Origin of the sequence: Rubrivivax gelatinosus, assembly GCF_004340905.1 — a bacterium.
In the GTDB taxonomy this organism is placed as follows: domain Bacteria; phylum Pseudomonadota; class Gammaproteobacteria; order Burkholderiales; family Burkholderiaceae_C; genus Rubrivivax; species Rubrivivax gelatinosus.
In genome coordinates, this window is the sequence record NZ_SLXD01000006.1 from 1 (window position 1) to 12690 (window position 12690).

Genomic DNA, 12690 nt, shown 5'->3' on the forward strand with positions numbered 1-12690 from the left:
GGGCCTCGTCGCTCGTCTCATAGTCGACGTCGCTCGCGCCGCGCCGAGAACTGGCAAGGTGATCAGGCAGGCTGACGAACATTTCTAATCAGGACAATCGTTGCCCATTGTAGTGAGTGACCGCCCCGCCGTGAGCCAAAGCCGAACCTGGATGTGTCTGATCTGCGGCTGGATCTACGACGAAGCCGTCGGTGATCCGGAACATGGAATCGCCGCCGGCACCGCGTGGGCCGACGTGCCGATGAACTGGACCTGTCCGGAATGCGGTGCCCGTAAAGAAGATTTCGAAATGGTCGAAATCTGAAGACCAGCGGCGGCCATCGTGGCGGCCGCGCTCTCCAACAGGTGGGCAGTGACGTGAACGAAGCCGTGTCCCCGGGCGCCAAGGTCCTGGTGATCGACGACAGCAACACGATCCGGCGCAGCGCCGAGATCTTCCTGCGCCAGGGCGGCCACGAGGTCGTGCTGGCCGAGGACGGCTTCGACGCACTCGCCAAGGTCAATGATCACGACCCGGAACTGATCTTCTGCGACATCCTGATGCCGCGGCTGGACGGTTACCAGACCTGCGCCATCATCAAGCGCAACCCGCGTTTCGCGAAGGTGCCGGTCATCATGCTGTCGTCCAAGGATGGCCTGTTCGACAAGGCCCGGGGCCGCATGGTCGGCTCCGAGGACTACCTGACCAAGCCGTTCACCAAGGAACAACTCCTGCGCGCGGTGGAGGCCTTCCGCCGCGCCGCCGCCTGAGCCCGCGGCCCTGCCGCCCCCGTCAGAACACCAACTGCGTCCGCCGATGACCATCCGCAACATCCTCGTCGTCGACGACTCGAAGACCGAGCTGCACCACCTGTCGGACATTCTCGGCAAGCGCGGCTACGCCGTGCGCACCGCCGAGAACGGCGAGGAGGCCATGCGCCGCCTCGCCGAACAGGTGCCCGACCTGATCCTGATGGACGTCGTGATGCCGGGCCAGAACGGCTTCCAGCTCACGCGCCAGATCACGCGCGATCCGCGTTACGCCGAGGTGCCGGTGATCATGTGCACCAGCAAGGGCCAGGAGACCGACAAGGTCTGGGGCCTGCGCCAGGGCGCCCGCGACTACATCGTCAAGCCGGTGCAGGCCGACGAGCTGCTGGCCAAGATCCGCGCCTTCGACTGACCCGATGGCCAAGCGCGACGCCCTGCGCGACCTGCAGAGCCGCCTGGCCCAGCGGCTGAGTGCCGTGCGCACCGAGGCGCCGGCCATGTCCTGGCTCGCGCTCGAAAGCGCCGGTGTCGGCGTGCTCGTGCCGCTGGCCGGCGCGGGCGAGATCTTCCCGGTGGGCACCATTGCGCCGGTGCCGCACACGCGGCCCTGGTTCCTCGGTGTCGCCAACCTGCGTGGCGGCCTGCACGGCGTCGTCGACTTCGCCGCCTTCCTGGGCTTGCGGCCGACGCAGACCGCCGCCGAAGGCGTGCGCGAGCAGGCACGGCTGCTGGCGCTGAACCCGGCCGTCGGCAGCCATGTCGCGCTGCTGTTCGAACGTCTGGCCGGGCTGCGCACCGCCGCCCAGATGCAGCGCGAACCCGACGACGAGCTGTCGCGCCCGTCGTTCGCCGGCCCCCGATGGCGCGACGACCGTCAGCGCGTGTGGCAGGAGATCGATCCCGCCGCGCTCGTGCAGCACGACCAGTTTCTCGGCATCGCCCGATGACGAACGCCGCGAGGACCGAATGAGCCTTCTCGACAAGCTGAAAGGCCCCGCGCGGGGCCGCCCCTCGACGCCGACGGCGCCGACCCCAGAGTCCGTCGCCCTCGCCGGCGACGCGATGGACGCGACGATCCGCCTCGGCCCCGGCACGCTGGCGCCGGCCGAGACGCGGCCGCACGTCGAGGACTCGTCGATCATCTCCGAGGCCGCGCCCTCGGAACTGGCGGGCGAGTTCGCCAACACCCGTGTTCCCGAGGAGGCCGCCGCGCCCGCGGCCACCGGGCTGCCCTTCGTCGGCGGCCTGCCGGTCGCGCGCCAGCAGCAGCTGATGGCCTTCGCCTTCGGCATCGGCCTGACCGGGCTGGTGCTCAGCGGCGGCGCCGGCATCGTCGCGGCCAACCGCAGCGCGCAGCAGGTGTCGGCCGCCGGCCAGGCCCAGACGCAGTCGCAGCGCCTGGCCAAGTCGGTCACCCAGGCGCTGCTGGGCGCGCCGCAGTCCTTCCCCGAACTCAAGGAGAGCGCCGAGATCCTGGTGCGCAACGTGCACGGGCTGGCCGACGGCGGCGACGTGCCGGCCGTCTCCGGCGACCACGCCGAGCGCGTGCAGGCGCTGCTGCCGATGGTCGACCGCGCCGACAAGAGCGCGCGCGCGGTGCTCGCGCAGCAGAAGACGCTGACCCAGGTGGGCGCTGCGCTGCGCACCATCAACCGCCAGTCGGCCGACCTGCTGGAGACCGCCGAGACGGTGTCCTCGCTGAAGCTGCAGGGCGGCGCCTCGGCCGGCGAGCTGTCGGCCGTCGGCCAGCTCGTCATGCTGACGCAGCGCATCGGCAAGAGCGCCAACGAGTTCCAGACCACCGAAGGTGTCAGCGCCGAGGCGGTGTTCCTGCTCGGCAAGGACCTGAACTCCTTCCGCGAGATCGCCCAGGGCCTGCTCGACGGCAGCCCCGAGCTGCGCCTGCCGGGCACGCGCGAGCCGCAGGTGCGCGAGCAGCTGCAGCAGCTGCTCGCCCAGTACGACAAGACGCGCGTCGAAGCCGGCGCCATCCTCGGCAACCTGCAGGGCCTGGTCGGCGCGCGCGAAGCGCAGTCGGCGATCATCCGCGACAGCGAGCCGCTGCGCCGCGGCCTCGACGAGCTGCAGGGCGAGCTCGCCGGCTCGGGCGGCCTGCGCGCCGAGATCCTGGTGCCGGGGCTGTTGTCGGCGCTGCTGCTGGCCGCCGGCGCCTTCGGCCTGCTGCGCCTGTTCGTCGCCGACCAGACGACGCGTGCCCGCCTCGCCGAGGCCCAGCGCCAGGAGGCCGAACGCGAGGAACTCGAGGCCCGGCGAGTCAACGACGCCAACCAGGCCGCCATTCTTCGTTTGATGAACGAGCTGCAGACCGTCGCCGAAGGCGACCTGACGCAGCAGGCCACCGTCACCGAGGACATCACCGGCGCGATCGCCGACTCGGTGAACTACACCGTCGAGGAGCTGCGTTCGCTCGTCACCTCGGTGCAGAGCACGGTGGCGCGCGTGACCGACACGACGCAGCAGGTCGAGCAGACGTCCTCGGAGCTGCTGGCGGCGTCGACCGAGCAGCTGCGCGTCATCCGCGAGACCGGCGAGTCGGTGCTCGGCATGGCCGGCCGCATCACCGAGGTGTCGGCCGAGGCGCAGCGCACCGCCGAGGTGGCCCGCCAGTCGCTGGAGGCCGCGGCCACCGGCCAGCAGGCGGTGCAGAACACGATCGGCGGCATGAACTCGATCCGCGACCAGATCCAGGAGACCTCCAAGCGCATCAAGCGCCTGGGCGAGAGCTCGCAGGAGATCGGCGAGATCACCGAGCTGATCTCCGACATCACCGAGCAGACCAACGTGCTGGCGCTCAACGCCGCCATCCAGGCCGCCAGTGCCGGCGAAGCGGGGCGCGGCTTCAGCGTCGTCGCCGAGGAAGTGCAGCGCCTGGCCGAACGTTCCGCCGAGGCGACGCGCAACATTGCCGCCATCGTGCGCACCATCCAGACCGACACCCAGGACGCGGTGGCGGCGATGGAGCGTTCGACCCAGGGCGTGATCGAGGGCGCGCGGCTGTCCGACGCGGCCGGCAGCGCGCTGGCCGACATCGACCGCGTGACACGCGAGCTGGCCGAGCTGATCGGCCACATCGCGGCACAGGCCACGAGCGAAGCCGAGTCCGCCGGCGGCGTGGCGCAGAACATCCAGCACATCTTCGCCGTCACCGAGCAGACCGGCGAGGGCACGCGCTCGACCGCGCAGATGGTGCACGAGCTGTCGCGCGCGGCCGAGCAGCTGCGCGCGTCGATCGCACGCTTCAAGATCGCCTGACGCCGCCGGGATGAACGCCGTCACCGACAGTCTGAGCGGCAGCGCCGACGACCTGAGCCCGCTGGCCTGGGTGCAGGCCGAACTGCGCCGGTCGCTGGAACACGCGCACAAGGCGCTGCACCGGCACCTCAAGGAGGCCGAGGCGGCTGCCGCCTCGGACGTCGACGCGGTCGACCCGGCGGTGCTGCGCACCGCGCGCGTGCACCTGCACCAGGGGGTCGGTGCGCTCGAACTGGTCGGCCTGCCGGCGGCGGCGCAGATGCTGCGCGCCAGCGAGGCGGTCGTGCAGCGCTGGGCCGCCAAGCCCGGGCTCGTCGACGCCAAGGCCGTGCAGACGCTGGAGAAGGCCTCGTTCGCGCTGCTCGACTACCTGGCGCGCCTGCTGGCGCGCCGGCCGGTGTCGCCGGTGGCGATGTTCCCGCAGTACGCGGCGGTGCAGAACCTGGCCGGCGCCGACCGTGCCCACCCGGCGGACCTGTGGCCGCACGACTGGCGCTGGCTGGAGCTGCCGGCCGAGCCCGGCGTGCGGGCGCACGCGGCCGACGACGCGGCGCGTGCGGCGATGGAGTCGCTGTCGCTGGCGCTGATGCGCCAGCCCGACCCGTCGCGGCTGGCGGCGATGGGCGAGGTCTGCGCCTCGCTGGCTGCCGGCGCCGGCGGCCGCCTGGCGACGCTGTGGCACCTCGCGGCGGCCTTCTTCGAGGCCCAGGCGCGCGGTCTGCTCGCCAGCGACGTCTACGGCAAGCGCATCGCGTCGCGCCTGCTGTCGCAGCTGCGCACGACGATGCGCGGCAGCGACGAGGTCTCCGACCGCCTGGCGCAGGACCTGCTGTTCTTCTGCGCCCGCGCGCGGGCGCCGGCCCCGGGCGAAGCGCCGCGGCTGGCCGCGGTGCGCGAGGCCTGGCGCCTGGACGACAGCGCCGCGGCCGACTACGACGTCGCCCGCCTCGGGCGTTTCGACCCGGCCTGGATCGCCCAGGCGAGGAAACGTGTCTCCGGCGCCAAGGACGCCTGGTCGGCCGTCGCGGCCGGCGAGGCGCACCGCCTCACCGGGCTGGCCGAGCAGTTCACGCTCGTCGGCGACTCGCTGCAGCGCCTGTTCCCGTCCGGCGAGGTGCTGGCCACGGTGCTGCAGGACGCCGCCGCGCAGACCGTCGCCGCGCAGGACGCGCCGCCGGCGCCGCTGGCGATGGAGGTCGCCACCGCGCTGCTGTACCTGGACGCCTCGCTGGAGGACGGCGAGTTCGACCATCCGGCCCTGCCCGAGCGCGTGCAGCGCCTGGCGCGCCGTGTCGACGACGTGCGCCGCGGCCAGCCGCCGGCCGCGCTCGAACCCTGGATGGAGGAGCTGTACCGCCGCGTCAGCGACCGCCAGACCATGGGCAGCGTCGTGCAGGAGCTGCGTGCCAGCCTGTCCGAGGCCGAGAAGCAGATCGACGCCTACTTCCGCGACCCGACCCAGCGCGAGGCGCTGATCCCGGTGCCGGGGCAGCTGGCGGCGATGCGCGGCGTGCTCTCGGTGCTGGGGCTGGACCAGGCCTCGCAGGCCGTGCTGCGCATGCGCGACGAGGTCGACACGCTGGCGCAGACCGAGGTCGACCCGACGCACGAGCCGGCGCGGCTCGGTTTCGAGCGCCTGGCCGACAACCTCGGGGCGCTGAGTTTCCTCATCGACATGCTCGGCGTGCAGCCCGGGCTGGCCAAGTCGCTGTTCCGCTACGACGCCGAGGCCGGACGCCTGATCACGCTGATGGGCCAGGAGCCGCGTGCGGCGCTGCCGGCAGTGCCCGAAGTGCCGGAGCCCGAACCGCTGGCCCCGCCGCCGGCCACGGTGCCGCCGCCGGCCGGCGACGACGACGACATGCGCGCCGTCTTCCTCGAGGAGGCCGGCGAGGTGATTCCCGCGGCGCGCGAGGCACTGGCGCGCCTGGCCGACGAGCCCGAGGACCTGGGCGAGATGACCGCCGTGCGGCGCGCCTTCCACACCCTCAAGGGCAGCTCGCGCATGGTCGGGCTCAAGGACTTCGGCGAAGCCGCCTGGGCCTGCGAGCAGCTGTTCAACTCGCGCCTGGCGCAGTCCTCGCGGCTGGACCCGGCGCTGCGGGCCTTCACCACCGAGGCGCTGGACTACTTCGAGGCCTGGGTCGTCGCGCTTGCCGCCGGCCGCGACGACGGCCATGCCTCGGCGCCGGTCGTGCGTGCCGCCGACGGGCTGCGCCTGGACGGCCAGCGCCTGGCGATCTCGCCACCGGCGGCCCCGACGGCGCCGGCTGCGGTCGAGCCCGTGTCGGCGAACCCGCCAGCGCCCGAGGTTGGCGCGGCCGAAGCCGAGCCGGCCCCCGATTTCGAGTTCGACTTCGGCACCGGCACGGCCGCGCCGACGCTGGCCGAACGGGTGCCCGAGCTGCCCAGCGCGACCGACCTCGACCTGGACCTCGGCAGCGACGGCCCCGTGCCCGACGTCGCCGCCTTCGACCTCCCCGACCTTGAGCTCGACCGCGGCGAACCCCTGCCGGCCCTGCCCGAGGGTGTGCAAGCGTCCGAGCTGCCCGAAGGATTCGAGGCCATCGAGGCGCTGCAGCCGGCCGCGCCGATGCCCGCCCCCGAGGCCGGTTACGTCGACTTCGAGTTCGAGCTCGGCGACCTCACGCCCGCGGCCGTTCCCGAGCCGCTGCCGGCCGACGAACCCGCGGCCGACGAGACCGCCTGGCCGGAGCGCCGCGACGAACCGGCCGAGCAGCCGCTGCCGCAGCCGGTGTTCGCCGACTCGGCGCCGACCCCGCTGCCGGCCGCCGAGGTGCTCGAGGCGGACGAACTCGACTGGCCGCTCGAACCCGAGCCGCAGCCCGAGCCCGAGCCCGAGCCCGAGCCCGAGCCCGAGCCCGAGCCCGAGCCCGAGCCCGAATCCCCGCCGTTGCCGGCGGGTCTCGACACCGTGCCGGCAGCGCTGCCGGCGTTCGACGAGTCCGCCTTCGAGGCGGCCGCGTTCGCCCCGGTGCCGGGCACGCCCGGCCTGGCCGAGGCTTTTGCCGAGCTGCCGTCGCTGGACGACCTGGGCGCCATCGGCGCCGAGCCCCCGGCGGTCGAGGCCGATCGCGAGGCGGGCGAGGCCTTCGCCGCCGAACCCGCGCCCGACGAGGAGCCGGTGAAGGTCATCGGCCCGCTGCGCGTGCCGCTGCCGCTGTTCAACATCTACCTCAACGAGGCCGACGAACTCTCGCGCCGCCTGGGCACCGAACTCGCCGAGTGGGCGCTCGAGGCCGAGCACCGGCCGGTGTCCGACGGCGCGGTCGCGCTGGCGCATTCGCTGGCCGGCAGTTCGGCCACCGTGGGGTATGCCGAGCTGTCGGCGCTCGCACGTTCACTCGAGCACGCGCTGATGCGCTCGCGCGCCGGCAGCCGCGGGCGCGACGGGGAGCCCGAGCTCTTTGCCGAGGCGGCCGAGGAGATCCGCCGCCTGCTGCACCAGTTCGCCGCCGGTTTCCTGCGGCCCGCGTCGCCGGCCGTCGTCGAACGCCTGGCCGAACACGAGCGCTGGCCCGCGCTGCCGCCGCGCGCGGCGCCGGACACGCTGGGCCTGGGGCCGCTGGACACCGAGTTCGACGACGAGCTCGATGCCGAGGACGCGCTCGACCCCGAGCTGTTCCCGATCTTCGAGGACGAGGCCGACGAGCTGCTGCCGCAGCTGCTGGCGCGCCTGCGCGAGTGGGCCGACAACCCGGCCGACGGTGGCGCCGGCGCGGCCTGCATGCGCACGCTGCACACCTTCAAGGGCGGCGCGCGCCTGGCCGGCGCGATGCGCCTGGGCGAACGCGCGCACCGCATGGAGACCGCGATCGAGCGCCTGACCGAACGCGGCGGCGTGCATGCCGGCGAGGTCGAGACGCTGCTGGCGCGCGCCGACGCGATGGTCGCCGACTTCGATGCGCTGCGCGCGCCGGTCGCGGCGCCCCTCGCACCCGTGGATGCGGCCGCGTCGGCAAGCGCCGAGCCGGCGCCCGAGCCGCTGCCGCAGCCCGAGCAGCCGGCCACCGGGATCGACTGGAGCCGTTTCGCGGCCGCCACCGCAATGCCGTCCGCCGCGCCCGAGCGCCCGGCGCCGGCCGGCGCGGCGGCGGTGCGCGTGCGTGCTGCGCTGCTCGACCGCATGGTCAACCACGCCGGCGAGGTGAGCATCGCGCGTGCCCGCCTGGACGGCAGCGTGCGCCAGCTGCAGGGCTCGCTGGGCGAGCTGACCGAGAGCCTGGAGCGCATGCGCGCCCAGCTGCGCGACATCGAGCTGCAGGCCGAGTCCCAGATGGTGTCGCGGCTGGAGGCGGCCAAGGCCGCCGCCGAGACCTTCGACCCGCTGGAGATGGACCGCTTCACGCGGCTGCAGGAGCTCACGCGCTTCATGGCCGAGTCGGTCAACGACGTCGCGACGCTGCAGCGCAGCCTGCAGCGCACGCTGCAGTCGGCCGAGGACGACCTGGCGGCGCAGGCCCGCCTGGCGCGCGAGCTTCAGGGCGACCTGCTGCGCACGCGCATGGTCGAGTTCGACAGCGCCAGCGACCGCCTCTACCGCACCGTGCGCCAGGCCGCCAAGGAGACCGGCAAGAGCGTGCGCCTGGACATCCTGGGCGGAGCGATCGAGGTCGACCGCGGCGTGCTCGAGCGCATGACCGGCCCGTTCGAACACCTGCTGCGCAATGCCGTCGTGCACGGCATCGAGCCGGCCGCGGCACGCGCTGCCGCCGGCAAGGACACGACCGGCACGATCACGCTGGCGATCACCCAGGAAGGCAACGAGGTCGGCGTCGAACTGCGCGACGACGGCGCCGGGCTGGACCTGGCGCGCATCCGCGAACGTGCGTTCGAGCGCGGGATGCTGGCCGCCGACGTGCCGGCCGACGACGCGGCGCTGGCGCAGCTGATCTTCGCGCCCGGCTTCAGCACGGCGGCCGACGTGACCGAACTCGCCGGCCGCGGCGTCGGGCTGGACGTCGTGCGCGCCGAGGTCGACGCGATGGGCGGGCGCGTGCAGGTGAACCACCTGCCGGGCCAGGGCACGGGCTTCAAGCTGCTGCTGCCGCTGACGACCGCGGTCACCCAGGTGGTCATGCTGCGATGCGGCGAGATGTCGGTGGCGGTGCCTTCGACGCTGATCGAGGCCGTGCGGCGGGCGCCGACGGCCGAGGTCGAGGCCGCGTACGCGAGCGGTGTCTACGACGACGGGGGCCATGCGCTGCCGTTCCACTGGCTGGCCGCGCTGCTGGACGGGCCGGCACGCGGCGCCACGGCGGCGCGCAGCCAGGTGGTGGTCGTCGTGCGCTCGGCCGAGCAGCGTGTGGCGCTGCACGTCGACGAGGTTGCCGGCAACCAGGACGTCGTCGTCAAGAACGTCGGCCCGCAGCTGTCACGTGTGCCCGGGCTGGCCGGCGTCACGCTGCTGCCCAGCGGCGCGGTGGCGCTGATCTACAACCCGGTGGCGCTGGCCACGCTGTACGGCCCGGCCGCGCGGGCGCGGCTGGAGCACGCCGCCGCCGTCGCCGCCGAGCCCGAGGTCCAGGTGCTGGCGCCGGCGGTGCCGCTGGTGCTGGTCGTCGACGACTCGCTGACCGTTCGCCGCGTCACGCAGCGCCTGCTGCAGCGCGAGGGCTGGCGCGTCGTCACCGCCAAGGACGGCGTCGACGCGCTCGAGCGCCTGGCCCAGGAGCGCCCGGCGCTGATGCTGTCGGACATCGAGATGCCGCGCATGGACGGCTTCGACCTGCTGCGCGCGGTGCGTGCCGACGCCACCCTCGCCGGCCTGCCGGTCGTGATGATCACCTCGCGCATCGCGCAGAAGCACCGCGACCACGCCGCCGCGCTCGGTGCCGACCACTACCTCGGCAAGCCCTATGCGGAAGAGGAGCTGCTGGCGCTCGTGGCACGTTACGCGGGAGCGGCGCGGCCGAGTTAGAGCGTGTCCCGGGTTGCCGACCATCTCGCGGAACTGACCGGGTTCCGTGACCGCGACGCGCTCGACGCGACGCTGGTCGGTGCGCTGCACGACCTGCTGCAGCCGCTGGAGATCGCGATCTACCGCGTGGTCGGTGAAGGCGAGGACCGGCACTGGCTGACGCGCGCGCGGCTCGCCGCCGGCGACAAGGTACCCAGCGCCGACCCGCTGTGGACCGACCTGTCGGCGCTGCCGCCGCTGGCCGAACATCCGGCCCGCCAGAGCTGCCTGCGCCAGCGCGAAGGGCTGATGCTCGACGGCCAGCCGGCGACGACGCTGCTGCCGCTGGACCTGGAGCACGACTGCGACGCGGTGCTGGAGCTGCGCAGCGCGGCGCCGCTGTCCACCGAGCAGCTGCGCCTGATCGCCAGCGTGCTGCGCGTCTACCGCAACTTCCACTCGCTGCTGGACTACAGCGAGCGCGACACGCTGACCGGCCTGCTCAACCGCAAGACCTTCGACGAGAACTTCATGCGCAGCACGATGCCGGCGCCGGTGCAGGCCGAGTCCGGCACCGGCAAGCGCCGCGGCGGGCGCAGCGCCTGGCTGGGCGTCGTCGACATCGACCACTTCAAGCACGTCAACGACTGCCACGGCCACCTGATCGGCGACGAGGTGCTGCTGCTGCTGTCGCGCCTGATGCGCGGCGTCTTCCGCCAGGGCGACCAGCTCTACCGCTTCGGCGGCGAGGAGTTCGTCGTGCTGATGCGCTGCGACGACGCGGCCTCGGCGGCGGCCGCCTTCGAGCGCCTGCGCGCGGCGATCGAAGACCATGCCTTCCCGCGCGTCGGCCGCATCACGGTGAGCATCGGCTTCACCGCCGTGCGGCCCGGCGACACGCCGAGTTCGGCCTTCGAGCGCGCCGACCAGGCGGTCTACCACGTCAAGCAGAACGGCCGCAACCGGGTGGCGAGCCACGCCGCGCTGGTGGCCAGCGGCGACCTGGTCGAGCAGCGCACGGACGGCGACGACGTCGTCCTGTTCTGAGCCGGGCGCGCCGCGGCCGGCGTGGCCGCGCGCGGCCGGGGTCTCAGCCGCGGTCCTGGGCCGGCAGCCGGAACAGCTTGACCGCCTCGTCCAGCGCGGTGGCCTGTTCGGCCAGCGCCGCTGTCTCGCTCGCCGCCTCCTGCACCAGGCGCGCGTTGTCGCCGGTCACGCCTTCCAGGCCCGAGAGCGTGCGGTTGACCTGCTCGATGCCGGCCATCTGCTCCCGGCTGGCGGCGTCGATCTCCGACATGATGTCGGTCACGCGTTTCACGCTGTCGACGATCTCGATCATGGTCTGGCCGGCGCGGTGCGCCATGCGCGAGCCGCCGCCGACCTGCTCGACCGTCGTGTCGACGAGCGACTTGATCTCCTGCGCCGCCTGCGACGAACGCTGCGCCAGCGCGCGCACCTCGCTGGCCACGACGGCGAAGCCGCGGCCGTGTTCGCCGGCGCGCGAGGCCTCCACCGCGGCGTTGAGCGCCAGCAGGTTGGTCTGGAAGGCGATCTCGTTGATGACGCGGTTGATCTCGGCGATGCGCTTGGACGCCGCGTCGATCGAGTCCATCGTCGTCACGACCTGGGCGACGACCGCGCCGCCGGCCTTGGCGACGTCGGAGGCCGAGATCGCCAGCGCGTTGGCCTGGCTGGCGTGTTCGGCGTTCTGGCGCGTGGCGTCGGTCAGGCGCGACATCGACACCGCGGTCTCGTGCAGCGCCTGGGCCTGGTGCACGGTGCGCGACTCCAGCTCCTTGTTGCCGCCGGCGATGCGCGCCGAGGCATGCGCGATGGTGTCGGTGCCGTGGCGCACGCGGCCGACGATCGACGCCAGGCTGACGCGCATCTCGTGCAGCGCGCGCTGCAGGTGGCCGATCTCGTTGCGGCTGTCGACGACGACGTCGCGCGTCAGGTCGCCCGAGGCGATGCCGTGCGCCATGTCCACGCCCGCCTCCAGCGGCCGCGTGACGACGCGGCGGATGAAGGGGTAGATGACGATCAGCACCGGGATGCAGGTGACGATGGCCATCAGGATGGTCTGCCAGCGCTGGCGCGCCATCAGCGCGTTGGTCTGCTCCAGCGAGACCTTCATGCTGACCGCGCCCAGCACCGTGCCTTCGGGCACCTGGTGGCAGGTGGTGCAGTCCTTGCCGAGGTAGTTCTTGGACGCGATGGCCGGGCGCACGACACGCAGGTACTCGCCCTTGTCGTCGGTGGCGACGTGGATCTCGGTCTTGCCGCTGGCGAGCACGGCGCGCTCGTCGGCGTCCGGGTCGCTGGCGTCGGCGCCGGTGCCGTTGCCGAAGATCTTGTTGACCGCCTCGGCGCGCAGCACGCGCAGGTCGCGGATGTTGTCGAGCTGGCGCACCTGGTCCAGCAGCACGGCGCGCTGCGCCACGGTGCCCGTCACCATCATGCCGGTCAGGCCGGCCATCGTGGCGTCGTGCATGCTGCTGGAGAAGGCCGTCGCCTGCTCGATCGCTGCCTCACGGTTGACACGGCCCTGCCAGAAGATGCCCACCGCCCAGACGACGGTGAGAGCCACCGCGATGGTCGTGATCAGCTGAACCCAGATCTTCTTTTGTGCGACGTGCATCGCGCACGCTCCTGACGTCCAATGCCGGCCCCGGATGTTGGGCCAGCCGCATCGTCATATCGGCAGGAAATGGGGTGGAATGAAGTCTGAATTCACTCCCGCCCTGCCG

Annotated in this window: 8 protein-coding genes; 7 read left to right on the forward strand and 1 reads right to left on the reverse strand. The window is 73.0% G+C overall.

Features of this window, described 5'->3' with window-relative positions; all coding sequences use genetic code 11:
- Nucleotides 1–151 precede the first annotated feature (151 nt).
- Genes EV684_RS10360 through EV684_RS10390 form a run of 7 tightly spaced genes read left to right on the forward strand, consistent with a single transcriptional unit; the run spans nt 152 to nt 10990 of the window.
- Nucleotides 152–304: a rubredoxin gene (locus EV684_RS10360; protein WP_081487558.1), complete on the forward strand. Its 153-nt coding sequence runs from the start codon at nt 152–154 to the stop codon at nt 302–304.
- A 53-nt stretch (nt 305–357) separates the two neighbouring features.
- Entirely contained in the window at nt 358–750 is a 393-nt protein-coding gene (locus EV684_RS10365; protein WP_132646901.1) for a response regulator, read from the forward strand.
- A gap of 46 nt (nt 751–796) precedes the next feature.
- Complete coding sequence (locus EV684_RS10370; RefSeq protein WP_132646903.1) at nt 797–1162, forward strand: response regulator; 366 nt, start codon at nt 797–799, stop codon at nt 1160–1162.
- Nucleotides 1163–1166: 4 nt separating this feature from the next.
- Entirely contained in the window at nt 1167–1697 is a 531-nt protein-coding gene (locus EV684_RS10375) for a chemotaxis protein CheW (RefSeq protein WP_132646905.1), read from the forward strand.
- 19 nt (nt 1698–1716) lie between these two features.
- On the forward strand, nt 1717–4023 hold the full coding sequence (locus EV684_RS10380; RefSeq protein WP_132646907.1) for a methyl-accepting chemotaxis protein: 2307 nt from the start codon (nt 1717–1719) through the stop codon (nt 4021–4023).
- Nucleotides 4024–4033: 10 nt separating this feature from the next.
- Nucleotides 4034–9964 (forward strand): Hpt domain-containing protein, encoded by a 5931-nt coding sequence (locus EV684_RS10385; protein ID WP_132646909.1) that lies wholly within the window; start codon nt 4034–4036, stop codon nt 9962–9964.
- A gap of 3 nt (nt 9965–9967) precedes the next feature.
- Nucleotides 9968–10990, forward strand: a complete 1023-nt coding sequence (locus EV684_RS10390; protein ID WP_132646911.1) for a GGDEF domain-containing protein — start codon at nt 9968–9970, stop codon at nt 10988–10990.
- 43 nt (nt 10991–11033) lie between these two features.
- On the opposite strand, the gene EV684_RS10395 is transcribed toward EV684_RS10390, so the two are convergent.
- On the reverse strand, nt 11034–12581 hold the full coding sequence (locus tag EV684_RS10395; protein WP_132646913.1) for a methyl-accepting chemotaxis protein: 1548 nt from the start codon (nt 12579–12581) through the stop codon (nt 11034–11036).
- Between the last annotated feature and the right edge of the window lie 109 nt (nt 12582–12690).

Bases quoted from the DNA above. Each gene is read 5' to 3' on its own strand.
- EV684_RS10360 (WP_081487558.1), top strand. From the start codon at position 152: ATGTGTCTGATCTGCGGCTGGATCTACGACGAAGCCGTCGGTGATCCG.
- EV684_RS10370 (WP_132646903.1), top strand. From the start codon at position 797: ATGACCATCCGCAACATCCTCGTCGTCGACGACTCGAAGACCGAGCTG.
- EV684_RS10375 (WP_132646905.1), top strand. From the start codon at position 1,167: ATGGCCAAGCGCGACGCCCTGCGCGACCTGCAGAGCCGCCTGGCCCAG.
- EV684_RS10380 (WP_132646907.1), top strand. From the start codon at position 1,717: ATGAGCCTTCTCGACAAGCTGAAAGGCCCCGCGCGGGGCCGCCCCTCG.
- EV684_RS10385 (WP_132646909.1), top strand. From the start codon at position 4,034: ATGAACGCCGTCACCGACAGTCTGAGCGGCAGCGCCGACGACCTGAGC.
- EV684_RS10395 (WP_132646913.1), bottom strand. From the start codon at position 12,581: ATGCACGTCGCACAAAAGAAGATCTGGGTTCAGCTGATCACGACCATC.